Consider the following 18,790-nt stretch of genomic DNA (forward strand, 5'->3'; position numbering starts at 1 on the left):
GTCATTTATTTAGCAGCTTTTACGACTTTTAATTCGACTTCTTCCTCGAGTTCTTGTGCCTCACGGAGACCTTTCGAGTTAAGCCATGTATAGATGGCTCCCATAAAGAGGGCACCGCCGATAATGTTACCGAACGTCGCAGGAATCAAGTTGTGAATCGCACCTGCCATGCTGATCGTCTCAGGATGTGGAACGACGAGCGTCAAGGCGAACAAGACGAAGTTGGCAATGACGTGGTCGAATCCTGAAGCGAAGAAGACCGCGACAAGGAAGATCATCGAGAAGATTTGAGCGAACTCATTTTTCATTTGTTTCGGTAAGAAAATAGCGAGACAGACCATCCAGTTACAGAAGATGGCGCGGAAGAAAATTTCGACCGTCGTATGATGCATTTTCCCCTCAACAACGGAGAACAACCAATTGTTCATGCCAAGTTCTTGGATGACGCCAGTCGGTGCTAGTAATAATGCGAAAAGGATGCCCCCGAGTGCGTTTCCGACGAAGCAGAGCAACCAGACGAGCATCGTATCACTGAGCGTCGTATAACCGCGAAGTGTCGACGTCGTGAAATACATCGTATTCCCTGTGAACAACTCGGCTCCCCCATAGATGATCATGACGAGCGCGATCCCGAACGAGAAGCCCCCGATGAGTGTCGTGAACGGAGATTCCGCTAAATACATACCGTTAACGACTTTCAACGTAAAGATTGAAGCAAAGCCGATGAAGATCCCGGCTAACATTGCCCGTAAAAAGTATTCCATTGGACGATAATGAATCATTTGCGAGGAAGCCTGTGCTTTTTTCCGTAATGATTCGAGTGCATGGATTTCCATTGATGCCATGTCACAAACCCTTCTTTCTGAATAATTAAATAGGAAAGTATCAGTTCTAATATGTGAAATCATTAACAATATAAACTGTACAGTCTCTGTTGGCAATCACTTCTAGAAGGAATTGACAGAGTGTTCACATCGTAATCGTTTACATATGGCGGATTTGTGACAAACAAAAATGTTAGTGTAATTTGGAATCTGAAAATCGGTTGCTCAAAAAATGTTCAGTAAACAGAGCTGCTTCATAAACAGAGGAGCATCGCCCCATCTCGGGACGATGCTCCTCTCAATTGAGTCGTGTCATTATTACAGACACAGACGTAACTTTTATTCTTTATCCTCAGTCGATTCTTCTGTTTCTTCAGAAGATCCTTCTGAAGCTTCCCCTTCAGTTGAAGCTTCTTCCGTCTCTTCTTCCTCAGAAGCAACCGGCTCATTCACTGATGCGATATGCATGTCTGACTCTGAGACAATCGTGTACGATTTGTCTTTCGGAAGGTCTGCTACCGTCACCGAGTCACCGATTTCGAGATCAGTTACATCGAGTTCGATCCGTTCAGGAATGTTGGCAGGTGTCGCTGCGACCGTCACTTTGTAGAGCGACTGGGCGAGGTATCCGCCTTCTTTGACGCCTTTCGCGTCACCAACAAGGATGATATCCGCTTCGACTTCTGTCTCTTCATCCATCTTCACAGCCATGAACTCAACGTGTTGATAGAAGTTTGTGAACGGGTTCGTTTCCGATCCGTGCACGAGCGTGTTGATTTTGTTTCCATCGTAATGGAGTTCAATCAAGGCATTGTCACCATGGTCTCGAAGAATTTTACGAAGGTCCATCTCATCAAACACGATTGGCGTACTGTCTACTTTATAGCCGTAGACGACACCTAACGCTTTTCCTTCGTTACGCAACTTCGTGCGTAGTGAGCGTGGGCGTAATTCTCGTTTTGATACTTGAAGTTTGCTCGTCATTTTCTTTTCCTCCTACATGGATATACATTTCATGTCGACATCTTGAGGGTGAGGCAGTGAAAAAGCCACCTCTCAACCTCGATGCGTTGCGTGACATGTGTATAGTTTTCCCATATGGACTGTTGAATAAACGTTACATCGTATTAAAAAGAAGTAACAAGACGATTACATGACGCGTTTAAACAACTTCTCAAGCTCGTACGTGCTCCACTTCACGAGAATCGGTCGACCGTGAGGACATGTGAAAGGAGACGTTGTTCGGCTTAAATCATCAATCAATTGTCGCATCATCTCCATATTAAGTGGATGATTCGCTTTGATCGATCGTTTACACGCCATGAGGATTGATGCTTCCTCGCGGTATTTCGCGATGTCAATCGACCGCTGTTGAATCGCCATCTCTACTAAATCACGAATCGTACCTTCTAAGTCATGTTGCGGATACCATGTCGGAATCTCACGGACAAGGAACGTGTTACCCCCAAACGGCTCTAACGTAATGCCGGCATCCGCTAGGAGCGGGAGTACTTCTTCGATGGCAAGCGTTTCTTCTTGTGTGAATTCTAATGTCAACGGAATCAATAGAAGCTGATACTCTTTTTCCGGACGTCCTAACTGCTCATAAAACAACTCATACTTGATGCGTTCCTGGGCAGCATGTTGGTCCATCACGTACATTCCGTCTTCCGCTCCACAGATGATATAACTCGAATGGAGTTGCCCGATGACGTCTAACGCCGGAAGACGTTCGGACTGACGAACGGGTTCCTCGACCTGTTCTGGCTGAAGCATCTCTGGCTCCGGCTCATGAACGAGCGGAGCCGGATTCCACTGGGAAGGAGATGTGAGCGACTCTTTGCGTTCCCGAGGAATCGGATAGTTCCATTCGACGGTGTCTGCTTGTTTAGGTTGCGGCTCCATCGAAAAGTCGAGTTTCGACTGTTCAGACGGTGTCTCTCGTTTTGGCTTTAATTCTTGTTTCACAGACGGAATGAGACGTTGCTCACGGAGCGTCAATTGAACGGTCTCTCTGATGAGTTGGCATAGTTCTTTTTCTTTTGACAACCGCACTTCACGTTTCGTCGGATGGACGTTCACGTCAATCAACATCGGGTCCATCTTCACCTCGAGCACGGCAATCGGATAGCGACCGATCGGTAAGAGCGTATGGTAGCCTTCGAGCACACTTTGGGTCAGCGCAAAGTTCTTGATGCTTCGACCGTTTAAGATGAGGGTCACGTATTGTTTGTTCGAACGGGTCACTTCCGGGCGCACAAGATGTGCGCTCAGCGTATAGTCGTTCGTCTTACTCGATGCCGTCACAATTTGTGCGGCGACTTGACGACCATAGATGGCGAGCATGACTTGTTTCAAGTCGCCATTCCCGTTCGTTCGCAACAATTCTTTCTCTTCATGGAAGACCGTGAAGCGAATCTCTGGATGAGACAGTGCCAAACGGTTCAACGTATCGGTAATGCTCGCAAGCTCTGTTGCTGACGTCTTCAAATATTTCAGACGGGCTGGTGTGTTGAAGAAGAGCTGGCTGACCGTAATTTCGGTTCCGACGTTCGTCGCTGCCGGATTCGTCGCCTTGACGACACCACCTTCAAGCGTCATTTCAAAACCGTCCTCGTCCGCACGTTTTGACTTCAATGAGACTTGACTGACCGAAGCGATAGAGGCGAGCGCTTCCCCGCGGAAACCAAGCGTCCGAATACGGAACAAGTCGTGCTCGTCCCGGATCTTACTCGTCGCATGTCGCAAGAAGGCTCGCGCCGCATCTTCTTCATGGAATCCATGCCCGTTGTCACGGACTTTGATGAGACGGATCCCCGCTTCTTGTAAGTCGACGTCTACTTTCGTCGCTCCCGCATCAATCGCATTTTCGACTAATTCTTTCACGACGGAAGCCGGTCGTTCGACGACCTCCCCGGCTGCGATTCGGTTCGCGAGTTGTTCCGGTAACTCTCGAATGATTCCCATCGACTCACCCTTTCTTTGCGGTCTGTTGCAGTTCATAAAGTGCCTGCATCGCTTCGATTGGATTCATTGCCAACAAATCGAGTTTAAGCAGTTGTTCCCGTACGGCGTCATTCGACTCGAACAGCGACAACTGGCTGACTTCTTCCACTGGAGGTGGAGCGGGTTGCTCGTTCAAACTCGGTTTCGTTGCTTCCGACTCGAGCTCTGAGAGGATCGTCCGGGCCCGGTCAATCAACGAACCTGGGAGTTCGGCCAATTCTGCCACGTGAATCCCATATGACTTGTCGGCACGTCCCGGATGTACTTCATGCAAGAACACGACACGCCCATCCCGCTCAATCGCCCGGACATGAACATTCTCAAGTGTCGGAATCGTATCTTCGAGCACCGTTAATTCATGATAGTGCGTCGAGAAGAGCGTCTTCGCGCCAATAGACGAGGCGATATATTCAACGATTGCCTGTGCGAGCGCCATTCCGTCATACGTCGACGTCCCGCGACCAATCTCATCTAATAGAATCAGACTATGCTTCGTCGCTTCGGTGACCGCTTGTCGCGTCTCGGTCATCTCGACCATGAACGTCGACTGTCCGCTCACTAAATCGTCCGCCGCACCGATTCGTGTAAAGATACGGTCAAAAAGCGGGAGTTCCGCTGCTTCTGCCGGGACGAATGAACCGATTTGATGAAGGATTGCAATCAAGGCAAATTGACGCATGTACGTCGATTTACCGGACATGTTCGGACCCGTGATAAGCAACATTTGACGCGAGTCGTCAAGCGTCAAGTCATTGGCGACATACTCGCCTCTCGGCAGGACCGTCTCAATGACAGGGTGACGTCCGCGTTCGATTTGTACATGCTTCGCTGTAACTGGGCGGACATACTCTCGTCTTTCGGCCACAACGGCAAGAGCGAGGAGCACATCCAACTCGCTGAGTGAACGGGCCAATTGCTGAAGGTCCTTCGTGTACTTCTTCACTTCTTCGCGAAGTGCGACAAACAAGTCATATTCAAGCGTACAGCTCTTCTCTTCCGCACCTAAGATGAGGGCTTCCTTCTCTTTCAGTTCTGGCGTGATGTAACGTTCCGCATTCGTCAACGTCTGTTTCCGCTCATAACGTCCTTCTTCAAGCAACTTCGCATTCGCTTTCGTCACTTCCAAGTAGTAACCGAATACGCGGTTATACCCGACCTTCAACGACTTGATGCCGGTCGCGATGCGTTCCTGTTGTTCGAGGTTGGCAATCCACGATTTCCCGTTCGCTTTTGCCTCTAACAGTTCATTGAGCTCTTCAGAATAACCGTGACGAATCATCCCACCTTCTTTCGTCGAGATCGGTGGTGAGTCGACAAGGGCAGCCCGAAGCTGATCACTCAACGTCTCGAACGAGTCAAGATTCTGTTCGATTTGCTGTAAGCGATCGGCTTTTACCGTCTGTAAGAGTGACAGGACGGCTGGCATCCGCTCGAGCGTGTCACGTAGTTGGACGAGATCCCGAGCATTCGCCGTCCCGTACCCGACTTTTGCGACAAGGCGTTCGATATCATAGACTCGCTTCAGCTCTTCTTGAAGTTGATCACGCAACATGAAGTCGTCCACTAAGTTCTCGACGGCGTCCTGTCGCTCTTTGATGCCTTGCTCCGTATAAAGGGGCTGTTCGAGCCAACGTTTCAACAATCGACCGCCCATCGCCGTCGTCGTCTCATCAAGGAGTGAAAGGAGTGACCCTTTCCGTTCCCCTGAACGAGCCGAACGGAACAACTCAAGATTTCGGGCCGTATTGGCATCGAGTTGCATGTGTTGTTCAACTTCATAGGCGACAGCCGGTTGCAGGTGGTCGAGCGACCGCTTCTGTGTTTTCGTCAAATAGGCAAATAACAATTCAAATGCCGAGCGTTGCGCATCGTCTTTCGCACCTTGTGCGAGCGGACTATCCCGCTTGTCCACTTGAATCGAAAGAGGGATCCCGGTCTGTCGTAACAAATCAGACAGTCGCTCGTCCTCGACGATGACCTCATTCGGGAGCAATCCTTCGATTTCTCGCAAGACGGCCTCTTCTGACGAAAGTGTCGTCAACCATGATTCACCGGTCGTCACGTCACCGCGAGCAATCCCAAAAAGTCCCGCGATATTTGAAATGGCGACAAGATAACGGTTCTCTTTCTCGCTAAGTGACGCCATATATGTACCTGGCGTAATCACTTGAATGACTTCCCGATTCACGAGCCCCTTCGTCGCTTTCGGGTCTTCCGTCTGTTCACAGATGGCGACGTTGAATCCTTTTTCAATCAGTTGTTCAATGTAGATTGCCGCCGAATGGTGTGGGACGCCACACATTGGAATTGGGTGTTCGGCCTGCTTCCCATTTTTAGAAGTGAGCGTGAGCTCTAACTCCTTTGCGACAATTTGCGCATCTTCAAAAAACAACTCGTAAAAGTCGCCGAGTCGATAGAATAAAAAGGCGTCCGGATAGTCTGCCTTGATGGAGAAATATTGTTTCATCATTGGTGTTTGATGGACTTCTTGCATGCTGATTCACCTCTAGAAAGTACAACAGCTGACCATCGGCCAGCTGTGTCGTTTTAGTATCCGCAACCGCCGCGTGCTTGTTCAGCCGCCATGCCGCTACCTGTCTTCCCTGCAAGGACGTCTCCGTCCGTCGATTCGATGATGCGATCCGTCACGGAGTTCGCGAGCGTGACCGTCACGTATTGAAGCAAATCGTTCACTTCGACTTGTGTTTCTTGGAATGCTTGAACGACCGGAATCGAGTCGAGTTCTTCCATCGCTTTATCAATCTTTTGCTCGACTTTCGCAAGTGCTTCCGTCTTGCCGTAGTGCTTACAGTTGACCGCTTCTTTTTGTAAGAACTTGATTCGTTTAATCAACGTCTGTACGCGGTCACTTCCGTTTACTTTCGCTTCTGCTTCCTTGAAACGTGCCACTTCTGGTGTTTGTGCTAATACGTCTGCCAATTCTCTTGCTTTTGCAATTACTTGTTGATCGGTCACCATTGTAAACCCCTTTATGTCTATGATGTAATCGTGCTCAATGGCACGTGAATGTTCTTTCTCATTCTAACATGAACGATTCGGAAACGGTACTAGCGGGATTTTAGGATTCACGTAACATATCGACATGTGGAATCCCGTCTTCTTCGTATACGTCACTCGTCCGTTTGAAGCCAAACGATGCATAAAACAGTTCAACGTACGTCTGGGCTTGAAGATACAGCGTCTCATGTCCGAAGTCCTCGATTGTTGCTTCCATCAACTTACGGGAATACCCTTTCCCTCGATGCGCCGCTTTCGTGACGACACGCCCGATGGCGACCGGAGATGCTTCCGTCAACACGCGAAGGGCTGAGACGATTTCTCCATCTTCTTCAATCCAATAATGAATGGCCTGTTCATCTTTCCCATCGATTTCTTGATACGGACAGTTTTGTTCGACCACAAAGATCTCAGTCCGTAGCGCCAGTAAACGGTACAGTTCAATCGTTGTCAGTTCATGAAATGCTTTTCTCTTCATCCCTATTCCCCCTAATCAATCGTGGCACCGAGTGCTCGGGCGACGTGTAATCCGCTCGTCATCGCGCCAATTGTTCCCGCTCCCGGAAACACGGTATCTCCACATACGTAAAAATCCTGTAAGTCCGTCCGATAACTCGCCGCGCGAAAGAGCGCCTGTCTTGGGGTCTGCGCATACCCCCCGACTGCCCCATGCGGTCGCTTCGTATACTTCACCCATGCACCTGGTCCACCAGGAAGGAGAAGTGACGATTCACGGTCCCATGCAGGGAACGCAGTGGCGACGACGTCGACGAGACGATCGGTCCAATCTTGTTCTAGTTTCTCATAGGCTGCCCGGTCTTTCCAATATTGCCATTCTGATAAATCGATATGTGTAGAGACCGTGATGGTTCGTTCAGGACGCTCTGTCCGTAACACGTCGTCTGGCGCAGACATGGAGATGAACGCATGCCCACTCGGTAATCGCTCATGATAAATTTGTTGAAACAGCGGTTTCTGTCGACACACATCCTCAGGCAAGACGAGATAGAGACTGAACGTGCCCCATTGCGACTGCTTCAATTGTCTGCGGTATTGTCGTTTGAAACGTCGTTGTTCTTGTCCTCTCAGAAGCTCGCTCGTCCGTTCAATCGGGATGGCGGAAACAATGACATCGACCAGTTCAAGTCGTCCTCTTCGATCGGTGATGAGCCATCCATCCGTCACTCGTTCGATGGACTGGACGTCTCTCCCTAATTTCGTCTCCCCACCAAACGTCCGAACGGCGCGCTTTAACGCATGAGCCAATTGATACAGTCCACCTTCTACATAGTACGCCCCTTCGTGATAGACCGACAGCGCCACTGCACCGAGTAAATGACTCGCGTCTTTCGCACCGGTTTGCAAACTGTCGAGCAGAACGCCATCGATGAATCGCTCGAACATCGTACCGTTTAGTCCATGACGAGCTAACGTGTCACCGAGTGGCCGCTGGAGTTTGAGGAGCGTTGTGATTTGATTCGGTCGAAAACCTTTCAGCGCGTAAACCATGTCTGATGTCGTCCGAAGTGGAAGAGCAGGCAACTGCTGAAACAACGGACGAATCCTCTCAAAATCTCCCCACACTTCTCGGTAAAACGCATGGATTGCCTGACTGTTCTCAGGGAAGGTACGACTGAGCTCATCGAGGAGACGTTCTCGGTCGCGATAATATGTGATGGTAAGGTCCGAGAGATGAATATTCATTACTTCATCCAATAAAGTGACCTCGACCGCTTCTCCAATCTTCTCGAGAACCCGCTGATGGACCCCTCCCTGCTCAAATCCCATTCCGAGCGTCGCGCCTGCCGGGAACAAGTAGTCACCCCGTTGAAACTTCCCGGCACACCCGCCCCATTCACGTGATGCCTCTAAGACGACTACATCATGCCCTTTCTGCTGCGCGAGCGCAGCTGCTGTCAACCCTGCGACACCTCCACCAATGACTCCGATTTTCATGTACATCCCTCCTCTCTGTATCATACCCGCTCTTTCAAAAAATTGAAGAAATGAATCGGTTTTTAAGATTCCAGCGTTCTTTTGAAGGGAACTGATTCTCTTATGCAGAAATAGTTCACATCTGAAAAGGTAAGGTGATGAAAATGCGCAGTCGTGTCATGGTTTATTTATTGATTCCCATCCTCATCTTTATTGGTATACTGATTACCCCGCCTTCTGAGGAGTCGCTCAAGCTCGCGACGATGACGGTCGTCAGCATTCAGGAAATGATTCCTTATGAAAAAGAGTATACGGCGCAAAAAGTGCTAGAAGAACGAACGATAGACGATAAGTCAGCCATCATCGAAGAATGGCGTCTCGAACGTGGGGCGAGAACATCGTACAGTTATGTGCTCAGACTGAGAGGATTTGAACACGTGACACAAATCGACGCAGGTGCTGCCAACACGAGATCGGACGGATATTACGCGATGCAGGCGCATAGCCCTATTTTTGAGACCGACAAGCCGGTGTCCACGAACTATCCGATCGTCGTGTTCAGTTCGGATCAACGTTTCGTCATCGGACAGATGGACTTTCGGGTGATTTATGAAAAAGATGGACAACTGAAAAAATGGATTGTATTGGAGGATGAGCAAGAATAGATGAGCAACTTACCGATTAATAGCAATATAAACATGAAACGAATCATGATTATCGGTTCAGGCGGTGCGGGAAAATTCACACTCGCCCGCCAGCTCGGTGAACGATTACAACTTGATGTCTATCATTTAGATGCCCTCATGTGGAAACCGGGATGGGTGATGGCAACAAGAGAAGAGCGAATCAGTATTCAACAGCAACTCGTGAAGAAAGGTGAATGGATCATCGATGGAAACTTCGGGAATACGCTTGATTTACGACTGCAGGCAGCGGACACTGTCATTTTAATCGATCTTCCACGCATCGTCTGTATATACCGTGTCCTTAAACGAGTAATCCGTTACCGTGGTACGACACGACCTGACATGGGTGCATTCTGTGAGGAAAAACTCGATTTCGCCTTCCTTAAAAGATGCGACTTATCTTCAAGAAACAATCGAATGGCACGACGAGATGCGGCAAAAGTGGGCATTTGCCTTTGAATCCATCGGCCATGTCCTCCCTGCCACGACGAACTTTTTGTATGTCGAGTTAGAGCAGCCTGAAGCAGTATGGTCCCATTTGACTGCCTTGAACGTACACACGTCGAAACAACCGACGGGGATTCGGGTGACGATCGGTGATGAGACGGCACTCCAGCTTACACAAGAAGCGATTCATCAGTACGTTGAATCCATGAACGTCAAAAACTCCTGAACCTCGTGTTCAGGAGTTTTTGTCAGTCGATCGTCTTGATCACGCGCGCCGGATTACCTCCGACGACCGTCCGTGGCGGTACATCTTTTGTGACGACCGCACCAGATGCGATGACGACCTCATCCCCAATCGTCACTCCCGGATTGATGATGGCCCCACCACCGATCCATACCCGGTCCCCGATGGTCACAGGTTTTCCGAACTCATACCCAGAGATGCGCTCAGTCGGGTCGATCGGGTGTGTCGCCGTATAAATATGTACGCCCGGCGCAAGCATGCAGTCATCCCCAAACGTGATGGGACAGATGTCTAGAAAGACACAATCAAAGTTCGCATAGAACCGCTCTCCCAAGTGAATATTGTACCCGTAATCACATTTGAAGCTCGGTTCGATGTAATACGACTCTTTCGTTGAACCAAGTAATGCGCTAAGAATTTCTTTTCGCTCTTCCAAGTCATCGATTCCTGAACGATTGAATCGCTCGCTTAATCGCCGAGCACGCTTACGGTCGGCGACGAGCGTGTCATCACCAGCTAAATATAATTCGCCACGAATCATCTTTTCTTTTTCCGTCATTTTCATCCCTCCTCAATGAATAGTATAGAGGATTTTCAAATCATTTAGGGAATAGAGAGAGTGATGAGCAGAAGGAGGCAGATGTGATGAAACGAATATTAGACTGTCGGGCAAGTGATTTTATCACGTTTAATCGTCAAGATCTAGTCGAATCAATTCGAAAAGCGGAGGGACGGACGGTCATGGCCGAGGTCATTCCGACGGTGCAGCCGCTTTACCCGGAAGTAACGAACGCAGAACTGGCGCGAGCGTTCGGTGCCGATTTGATTTTATTGAACATGTTGGATGTGTTCCATCCTTATATTAAAGGACTTGAAAGTCATGCGCTGTTCGGCGAGATGCCAGGTGATGAGATGAGCGACCATCCGATCTTGGAATTAAAACGACTGATCGGATTGCCAATTGGAGTCAACTTGGAACCTGTCGATTTTTCAGAGAAGTCGTCTGAGATGAATGAAGTGAAACGAGGCAGACTCGCCTCAATCGAAGCGTTCCAAAAAGCATCTGAGCTCAGTATCGATTTCGTCTGTCTGACAGGTAACCCGAATACCGGGGTCACAAATGAAGCAATCGAACAAGCGATCATTCAGGCGCGTCGTGAATTCGCTGGGGTCATCATTGCCGGAAAGATGCATCAGGCCGGTGCCGGCAATGTGTTGGACCGCGACGCATATATCCGCTTCGTCGAAGCTGGCGCAGACATCATCCTACTACCGGCGCCAGGCACGGTACCTGGCGTCCGTGAAGAGGCGTTCCACGAACTCGTACAAGAATTGCAAGCGCTCGGGGCACTCACTCTAGCAGCCATCGGAACGTCTCAAGAAGGGGCTGATGTCGCGACCGTTCGGGACATCGCACTCTCTTCGAAGCGCGGCGGTGCGGACATCGTTCATATCGGTGACGCCGGATTGTCTGGAATCGCCGTACCAGAGAACATTCAGGCACTTTCGATTGCCATTCGTGGAAGACGCCATACATACATTCGCATGGCCGCTTCGGTCAATCGATAACTCAAAAGAGGAAGGAGCACGTCTCCTTCCTCTTTCATTTACCATTCTGTGACGTCGCGACGAGTCTTCGCCGGTGTTGTCGTACCGTGACGTTTGGCGAGTAGCGCTTCCACATCCTCTAAGCGGACCCCTTTAGCCGCCAACAAGACGAGCAGGTGATATAGAAGGTCTGCTGACTCTTCGACCAAGTCTTCGTCCGTCATGGCAGCAATGACGACCTCGAACGATTCTTCTCCGAACTTCTTTGCTATTTTTTCGACGCCTTGTTCAAACAAATACGTCGTATAAGAACCTTCTTTCGGTTCATTTTTTCTGGACTCAATCAATTGCTCCAATTCATTAATCATACGTTCACCTCCGTAAAGAAACAGCTTCGATTTCCGGTATGACACGTCGGACCGTTCGCATGAACACGAACGAGAAGTGCATCCTGGTCACAGTCGACGTGGATGCTGACGACATCAAGCGTGTTCCCGCTCGTCTCTCCTTTCATCCAAAGCCGACCTTTTGAACGAGACCAGAACGTGACGACCCGTTCACGAAGCGTCTGTTGAATCGCCTCCTCGTTCATATATCCTAACATGAGGACTGCCCCGTCTTCGTTTGAGACGATGATGGCGGGAATCAGTCCATTTTCGTCGAAACGAACCGCATCGGCAAGTTGTGACTCGTGCATACGTGCTTCACCTCTTCTACTGTCGTTTTTCGGTCATGTAAGATGGAGGCAAGTAAAGCAGCGTCGACTTTCTTAAGTGCCTCGACTACGTGCTCCGCATTCCCCGCCCCACCAGACGCGATAATCGGAATGTCGACGACTTCACGCAGTTGTTCTAAAATTGCCAGGTCATATCCGCTCTGCTTCCCGTCCTGGTTCATGGACGTGACAAGAAGTTCCCCCGCGCCGAGCGCTGCCACTTGTTTCACCCATTCGACTGCCAACAGCTTGGTTTTCTGTTTGCCGCCATATGTATACACGTAGTATTCGCCGTCTTCAAACTTTACGTCAATTGCAACAACAATACATTGTGATCCGAAACAGTCCGCAGCTTCACGAATGAGACTCGGTGATTCGACAGCGAGCGTGTTCAATGATACTTTGTCCGCTCCTGCTTTTAACAGTGAAGAGATATCCTCTAGCGAACGAATCCCTCCACCGACCGTCAACGGAATGAATACTTTTCGTGCGACCGCACTGACGACATCGAGCATCGTCTGGCGGCGTTCCGTACTTGCCGTGATGTCGAGAAAGACGATTTCATCGGCTCCGGACTCATCGTAATATTTCGCGATTTCGACCGGGTCCCCGATATCTCGTAATTGCACGAATTCAATCCCTTTGACGACACGACCTTCCTTCACATCGAGACATGGAATAATTCTGCGTTTAAGCATAACGCGCCTCCCATTCAATCAGTTCTTCGATACTCACTTTACCGGATAGGAGCGCTTTCCCGACGACCGCCTCATCAATCTTGGCCATCTTCAGTTCCTTCACGTCCTCTTCTGTCGTCACACCGCCTGAGGCGATCAGTGTGACGTTGACGATTTGACGTAACGCCTTCATCCGAGAAACGTTCGGTCCGTTCAATTTTCCGTCAGATCCGATGTCCGTATAAAGAATCGTCTCGATGCCCCGTTTGACGAGGTCTTGGGCGACCGAGATGTCATCGAGCTTTGTCGCTTCCTGCCATCCGTTGATGGCGACTTTCCCGTCATAGGCATCGAGTGCCACAGCGACTCGTTTGCCAAACTTTTCAATGGCCCAATCCAAAAAGTCAGAATCCGTGAATGCCTTGGTCCCTAAGAGGACACGGTCCGCACCTGTTTCCATGACCACATCAAGTGAGGCCTTTGAACGAATCCCGCCTCCTGTCTGTACGAGGAAGCCAAGAGACTTCGCATAGCGGACAACGTCTAAGTGACGCGGCTCGCCTGCTTTGGCCCCTTCTAAATCGATCAAGTGAATCATCGGGACTTTTCCTTGCCATTCTTTCAGTAGCTCATACGGGTCACCGTATTGTTCTTCTGTCGAAAAATCACCTTCCGTCAAACGGACGATCTTCCCTCCGATTAAATCAATGGCGGGTAGTAATCTCACGCTCAACCGCCTCCTTCCATTCTTGAAGTAAACTGAGACCGAACGTCCCACTTTTTTCTGGGTGGAACTGCATGCCCGTGACGAGCCCTTTTTGAACGATTGCCGGAACTTTCTCACCCATATATTCAGCCGCCGCCACGATGTATTCGTCGTCCGTCACGGCATGGTAAGAGTGGACAAAATAGACGTCCTCATCGCGTAGGATCGAATTCCATCCGACGTGTGGAAGGCGCTTCGCACGCATCCGCTCAACCGTCCCCGGGATTAAACCGAGACCTTTTGTCGGCATGCCTTCCGTGCTCGTATCAAACAAGAGCTGCATCCCAAGACAGATCCCTAAAAACGGTTTTTCCGTCGCCATCTTTTGCAATAAGGGGATCAGACCCGTCTGTTCGAGCGATTGCATCGCTTGCGGGAAGGCACCGACCCCAGGAAGTAAAATGGCATTCGCTTCTTCAATTTGGCTAGCATCGTTCGTGATCACAACATAGCAACCGATGGCTTGTAAGGCACGTTCGACGTTGAACACGTTTCCCATGCCATAATCGATGACCGCTACTTTCATCCTTCGATCCATCCTTTCGTAGAAGGGAGTCGGTTCGTCCCATCGCTTGATACCGCCTCGGCAAGCGCTCGACCAAACGCCTTAAACAACCCTTCAATCATGTGATGTGAATTTGACCCGTAAAGGACGGCGAGATGAAGGGTAAGCCTGCCGTTCATGGCAACGGCCCGAAAGAACTCTTCAGCGAGTTCGGTATCAAAATCACCAAGCTTTGGATTACGAATCTCCGCCTGATAGACGAGATAAGGTCGTCCCGATACATCGACGACCGCTCGCGCTAGCGTCTCATCCATCGGCATGTAACTCGACCCGTAGCGGCGAATCCCGACCTTATCCCCGAGTGACTTAGCGATGAGCTGACCGAGTGCGATGCCGACATCCTCCACCGTATGATGGGCATCGACCCATGTGTCGCCTTCCACTTTCACTTGTAAGTCCATCTGACTGTGAAAGGCAAGCAACGTCAACATGTGATCAAAAAAACCGACCCCCGTTTGAATAGAGCTTTCACCCGTTCCGTCCAGATTTAATTGAATATCAATTTTCGTCTCTTTCGTTTCACGTTTTAGTTCAGCTGTTCTCAACAGAATTCACCTCTTCAATCGTTTGTCGGATATAGGCATACGCCTCGTCTATCCCTGCACTGACACGTAATCCATCCGGAAACGCACGTACATGAACTCCTTTTTCAAGGAAGCGCGATGCCCATCCTTCACTATCATCCGTTTTGACATAAATAAAGTTGGCACGACTCGGTAAAATCTCGCCGATTGGACGTAATAAGTCCGTCAATTTTTCACGTTGTGTCGTATGGAACTCGATCGATTCTTGAATATATGATTCATCTCGTAAGACGACGTTCGCGACAGCGGCACTGAGTCCACTGACATTGAACGGCGATCGGAAGCGATCAATCTGCTCAATGATTTCTTCTGACGCAATCATGAAACCAATCCGGAGGTTCGCTAAACCGAACGCCTTCGATAACGTCCGTAAGATGATGACGTTCGGATGTTCGTTCAAGCGAGATACAAATGAGTCCTGCATTGTGAAATCGATATAAGCTTCATCTACGACGAGATACGGAACACGTGACGCAATATCTGACAATTCGTCAAGTGTCCACATCTTGCCGGTCGGGTTATTCGGATTTGAAATCAGGACGAGCTTCGGTTTGATCGTTTGAATGAGCTCGACGAATGTCTCATAGTTCAATCCGTTCGTATTAGGTTGTGTGAACTGCCCCCTCGCAATTTGTGTGTAGATGCCATACATCGAAAAGTCTGGAGCCGGAGCTAGGACGTGGTCCTCCGTATCTAAGATTGCCTGACTTAAAATCGCCAACAGTTCGTCGCTTCCGCTTCCGACCATGAGTTGTGACGCCTCAACTACTGCATAGTTGGCATAACTCGCTTTTAAGGCAATCAACTCTTCGACCGGATAACGACTGAGCGCCCCAAGTGACACGTCTCGAATCGATCGCTCTAGTCGTTCTGGTAACGGATATTGGCTTTCGTTTTGATTGAGTGCGAATCCTGACACGGCATGTGGTACATAGCGAGGGATATTTTGATAGTTTCGTCTCATATGCCCTCCATGCGAACAGCCATCGCACGGGCATGTCCTTCTAATTGTTCTTGTTTGGCGATTCGAATAGCGGCTTTGGTGATCGTCTCATCGAGTTCTGTCATCTCAAGGAATGTCTGGCGGCGATAAAAGTCGTCGACCGATAGTCCACTTGAGAATCGAGCCGTTCCGCTAGTCGGTAGGACATGATTCGGTCCAGCGATATAGTCTCCGAACGCTTCCGCTGCCTCGTGACCGAGGAAGAACGATCCACCGTGACGAATCGACTTCATCAATTGTTCCGGATCTTTGACGGCCAACTGGACGTGCTCCGCGGCCATCGTATTCGCATACTCGATCGCATCCTCGATTTTCCGATAAAAGACGCCGCCACGTTTCCACGCTTCTCTTGCGATGTCTTGTCGTGGTAAGAGCGCGAGCTGTCGTTCAAGTTCTTGCTCCACTTCATCACGAAGCGTCTCTGTCGTGACGAGCGCAATCGCTGTCGCCTCGACGTCATGTTCCGCTTGTGCGAGCAGGTCAGCCGAGACCCACTTCGGGTTCGCCGTTTCATCGGCAATGATTAACACTTCGGACGGTCCCGCAACGGAGTCGATGCCGACAATGTGGGACACGAGCGCTTTCGCTGTCGCGACATACGCATTTCCTGGTCCGACAATCTTATCGACGGGACGAATCGTTTCCGTTCCGTATGCGAGTGCAGCAACGGCTTGCGCGCCTCCGACAAGAAAACACTCATCAGCACCCGCGATTTTGGCTGCAATCAAGAGCGAGATGTCAATCCCATCTGCTTTCGGCGGCGTGACCATGACGACTCGTTTGACGCCGGCGACTTTTGCCGGAATGATGTTCATGAGCACGCTCGATGGGTATACGGCTGTCCCACCCGGTACATAGACACCGACCGAATCAAGTGGCATATAGCGTCTTCCAAGTCGAAACATCGTATCTTCAAACACGTCTTCATTCCGTACTTGATGCGCGTGAAACGTACGAATCCGTTCCGCCGCTAACGTCAAAGCTTCCGTCAGTTCAGCATACGCTGCTGGCGGGGTAAAGCGGGCTAAATCAACCGATTCAATTTTGTCGACACCGTCGAATTGTTTCGTCCACTCAAGGAGCGCTTCGTCTCCACGGGCTTCGATCGATTCGACGATTGGTTTCACGGCCTCGGCCCATGCTTCGCGCCGTGATCGATTCGTTTCAGTACTCATGCGTTCTCCTCCTGACTCAGCTTTCGAATCCATGCCTTCAATTCGTCGGGCTGTTCCGCCAAAGCCGTTTCGCTCGTAATGAATTTTGCATTGATTGAAAAAATAGTCTCATATTCTTCTAAGTCGTTCGCGGCAAGTGTCGCCCCTGTCTCAACGATGTCAACGATGCAATCAGCGAGTCCGGTTAAAGGCGCGAGTTCAACCGACCCATTCAACGCGATCACTTCTACGTTCTGTCGTTTCGACGCAAAGTGTGAGATGGCGATGTTCGGATACTTACTGGCTACCTTTAATTTTTTCGTTCCGTTACGTCGAACTTTTGGACCACAGACGGCCATTCGACAACGTCCGAACGGCAAGTCGACGACTTCGAGCACACCCGGCGTTTTTTCCCGTAAAATATCTCCACCGACAATCCCCACATCTGCCGCTCCGTGCATCACATATTTATAGACGTCATCACCTTTGACGAAAATAAATTCATGATCTCCTGCTTGTACCGTCAACTCACGTCCCCGTTTCTCTGGCCATACGGGTAAGTCACGTTCAACAAAAAATAGACGGGCTGCTTTTTCAATCCGACCTTTCGCGACCGCTACTTTCATTTGATCACCTTATCTAACTGTTCTAAATCAAGCGACATGCCGAAAGCTCGTCTCGATTGTCCGAAATGGCCATAGAGTGAATCGTATCGGCCTCCTGACAGGACACGCTTCCCTTCGACGCTTCCTGTCACGGTCAAACCAGAGTAATAGTCAAAATCACCAGTTTGACCAAAATCGTATGATACCTCTAAACCGATTGCGCGTAAGTGTTGAACCGCCTCATCGACATCATCGATTGCCTCTTTTAAAGAAGCAGGTGCTTGAGTGCGCAACTCCTCGAGCGCTGAATTTCCAATTAGAAACGGTAATTTCGCAATCAATGGATAACGATATGTCTCCGCTAATTCACGTAACGATTCTAAATGGCGAATCGCCAAGATTTTACGGAATGTCCGCTCTTGAACGCCTGTTTCTTTTGCAATAAGTGAGATGACGGCCGCAGAACCGATTTTGATCGTTAATCGATCCGTAGGGAGGACTCCTTCCGTCATATCGAGAAATGATTCGATGAGATGATGATCCTTCTCTTCGCCGTCGACCCACTCGAGTCCAAGCTGTTGCCGTTCATGCGGTTGTCCAGAATGTTTGACCGTCCGACGATAGACGGCACCAGCGTAAGCGACACGCATCGGTTCATGACCGTCTGCTAGCTTTCTTGCGATTTGCAGTGTATAGTCAGGGCGCATGACGAGGAGTTCCCCGCCATTCCCAAACAATCGATAATAGGCCGACTCGTCAAAGAGTGCCAAATTTTGATAATGTGAATAGTATTCGAGTAGAGGCGGGTCAATCACGGCATAACCGCTCGCCTCTGCTTTTTCTAAAAATGAAAGCATCCACCGTTTTGGTCGAATGACATCTCCTGATTGAAGTTCATACCATCCTTCTGGAATTGAACCTTTCGAATTTGACCAAATCATGACAACCACCCTTTATCTTATTATCAATTTACCAAACTAAAGTATTGTGTTAAATTTATCAAATACAATCAT

At 49.5% G+C, this 18,790-nt stretch carries 20 protein-coding genes and 1 pseudogene; 4 read left to right on the forward strand and 17 right to left on the reverse strand.

What is annotated here, in order from left to right; genetic code table 11:
• Positions 1-5 precede the first annotated feature (5 nt).
• The 7 genes from KNO76_RS00250 to KNO76_RS00280 form a co-directional block, all read right to left on the reverse strand.
• Positions 6-836, reverse strand: coding sequence for a formate/nitrite transporter family protein (locus KNO76_RS00250; protein ID WP_074035310.1), 831 nt, complete (start codon positions 834-836; stop codon positions 6-8).
• A gap of 327 nt (positions 837-1,163) precedes the next feature.
• Complete coding sequence (locus KNO76_RS00255) at positions 1,164-1,808, reverse strand: 50S ribosomal protein L25/general stress protein Ctc (RefSeq protein WP_214881306.1); 645 nt, start codon at positions 1,806-1,808, stop codon at positions 1,164-1,166.
• Positions 1,809-1,973: 165 nt separating this feature from the next.
• Positions 1,974-3,791, reverse strand: coding sequence for a DNA mismatch repair endonuclease MutL (gene mutL / locus KNO76_RS00260; protein WP_214881307.1), 1,818 nt, complete (start codon positions 3,789-3,791; stop codon positions 1,974-1,976).
• A gap of 4 nt (positions 3,792-3,795) precedes the next feature.
• A complete protein-coding gene (gene mutS, locus KNO76_RS00265) occupies positions 3,796-6,324 on the reverse strand; it encodes a DNA mismatch repair protein MutS (protein ID WP_214881308.1) in 2,529 nt (842 codons plus the stop codon).
• A gap of 53 nt (positions 6,325-6,377) precedes the next feature.
• A complete protein-coding gene (locus KNO76_RS00270; protein ID WP_012726155.1) occupies positions 6,378-6,809 on the reverse strand; it encodes a YlbF/YmcA family competence regulator in 432 nt (143 codons plus the stop codon).
• A gap of 100 nt (positions 6,810-6,909) precedes the next feature.
• A complete protein-coding gene (locus KNO76_RS00275; RefSeq protein ID WP_214881309.1) occupies positions 6,910-7,326 on the reverse strand; it encodes a GNAT family N-acetyltransferase in 417 nt (138 codons plus the stop codon).
• 11 nt (positions 7,327-7,337) lie between these two features.
• Entirely contained in the window at positions 7,338-8,804 is a 1,467-nt protein-coding gene (locus KNO76_RS00280; RefSeq protein ID WP_214881311.1) for a phytoene desaturase family protein, read from the reverse strand.
• A gap of 137 nt (positions 8,805-8,941) precedes the next feature.
• Here KNO76_RS00280 and KNO76_RS00285 point away from each other — a divergent pair, with 137 nt between their 5' ends.
• Genes KNO76_RS00285 through KNO76_RS00295 form a run of 3 tightly spaced genes read left to right on the forward strand, consistent with a single transcriptional unit; the run spans position 8,942 to position 10,142 of the window.
• The gene (locus tag KNO76_RS00285) at positions 8,942-9,448 is read left to right on the forward strand and encodes a hypothetical protein (RefSeq protein ID WP_214881313.1); all 507 of its coding nucleotides are present in this window, start codon (positions 8,942-8,944) and stop codon (positions 9,446-9,448) included.
• Positions 9,449-9,928: a P-loop NTPase family protein gene (locus KNO76_RS00290; protein ID WP_214881316.1), complete on the forward strand. Its 480-nt coding sequence runs from the start codon at positions 9,449-9,451 to the stop codon at positions 9,926-9,928.
• Positions 9,900-10,142 (forward strand): hypothetical protein, encoded by a 243-nt coding sequence (locus KNO76_RS00295; protein ID WP_214881318.1) that lies wholly within the window; start codon positions 9,900-9,902, stop codon positions 10,140-10,142. Before KNO76_RS00290 ends, KNO76_RS00295 begins: the two co-directional genes overlap by 29 nt.
• A 22-nt stretch (positions 10,143-10,164) precedes the next feature.
• Here the strand turns inward: KNO76_RS00295 and KNO76_RS00300 are convergent, their stop codons facing one another.
• Entirely contained in the window at positions 10,165-10,719 is a 555-nt protein-coding gene (locus tag KNO76_RS00300) for a maltose acetyltransferase domain-containing protein (protein ID WP_285800416.1), read from the reverse strand.
• A gap of 86 nt (positions 10,720-10,805) precedes the next feature.
• Between KNO76_RS00300 and KNO76_RS00305 the strand changes: the two genes are divergently transcribed.
• The gene (locus KNO76_RS00305; protein WP_214881323.1) at positions 10,806-11,729 is read left to right on the forward strand and encodes a DUF7916 family protein; all 924 of its coding nucleotides are present in this window, start codon (positions 10,806-10,808) and stop codon (positions 11,727-11,729) included.
• Between the two features lie 38 nt (positions 11,730-11,767).
• On the opposite strand, the pseudogene hisIE reads toward KNO76_RS00305, so the two are convergent.
• The 9 genes and pseudogenes from hisIE to KNO76_RS00355 all read right to left on the reverse strand — a co-directional run bounded on the left by hisIE (position 11,768) and on the right by KNO76_RS00355 (position 18,718).
• Positions 11,768-12,405: pseudogene (gene hisIE / locus KNO76_RS14220) on the reverse strand (bifunctional phosphoribosyl-AMP cyclohydrolase/phosphoribosyl-ATP diphosphatase HisIE).
• A complete protein-coding gene (gene hisF / locus KNO76_RS00320) occupies positions 12,354-13,121 on the reverse strand; it encodes an imidazole glycerol phosphate synthase subunit HisF (protein WP_214881337.1) in 768 nt (255 codons plus the stop codon). The pseudogene hisIE and the gene hisF overlap by 52 nt, the downstream one beginning before the upstream one ends.
• Positions 13,114-13,827, reverse strand: a complete 714-nt coding sequence (locus KNO76_RS00325) for a 1-(5-phosphoribosyl)-5-[(5-phosphoribosylamino)methylideneamino]imidazole-4-carboxamide isomerase (RefSeq protein WP_214881340.1) — start codon at positions 13,825-13,827, stop codon at positions 13,114-13,116. The genes hisF and KNO76_RS00325 overlap by 8 nt, the downstream gene beginning before the upstream one ends.
• Positions 13,805-14,392: an imidazole glycerol phosphate synthase subunit HisH gene (hisH, locus tag KNO76_RS00330; protein WP_214881344.1), complete on the reverse strand. Its 588-nt coding sequence runs from the start codon at positions 14,390-14,392 to the stop codon at positions 13,805-13,807. The genes KNO76_RS00325 and hisH overlap by 23 nt, the downstream gene beginning before the upstream one ends.
• Entirely contained in the window at positions 14,389-14,976 is a 588-nt protein-coding gene (gene hisB / locus KNO76_RS00335) for an imidazoleglycerol-phosphate dehydratase HisB (protein WP_214881347.1), read from the reverse strand. Before hisB ends, hisH begins: the two co-directional genes overlap by 4 nt.
• The gene (locus tag KNO76_RS00340) at positions 14,963-15,979 is read right to left on the reverse strand and encodes a pyridoxal phosphate-dependent aminotransferase (protein ID WP_214881349.1); all 1,017 of its coding nucleotides are present in this window, start codon (positions 15,977-15,979) and stop codon (positions 14,963-14,965) included. Before KNO76_RS00340 ends, hisB begins: the two co-directional genes overlap by 14 nt.
• The gene (hisD, locus tag KNO76_RS00345) at positions 15,976-17,193 is read right to left on the reverse strand and encodes a histidinol dehydrogenase (RefSeq protein WP_214881352.1); all 1,218 of its coding nucleotides are present in this window, start codon (positions 17,191-17,193) and stop codon (positions 15,976-15,978) included. The genes KNO76_RS00340 and hisD overlap by 4 nt, the downstream gene beginning before the upstream one ends.
• On the reverse strand, positions 17,190-17,798 hold the full coding sequence (hisG, locus tag KNO76_RS00350; protein WP_214881358.1) for an ATP phosphoribosyltransferase: 609 nt from the start codon (positions 17,796-17,798) through the stop codon (positions 17,190-17,192). The genes hisD and hisG overlap by 4 nt, the downstream gene beginning before the upstream one ends.
• Positions 17,795-18,718, reverse strand: coding sequence for an ATP phosphoribosyltransferase regulatory subunit (locus tag KNO76_RS00355; protein ID WP_214881361.1), 924 nt, complete (start codon positions 18,716-18,718; stop codon positions 17,795-17,797). Before KNO76_RS00355 ends, hisG begins: the two co-directional genes overlap by 4 nt.
• Positions 18,719-18,790 lie beyond the last annotated feature (72 nt).

Source organism: Exiguobacterium sp. s101 (assembly GCF_018617835.1).
Classification (GTDB): Bacteria; Bacillota; Bacilli; order Exiguobacteriales; family Exiguobacteriaceae; genus Exiguobacterium; species Exiguobacterium marinum.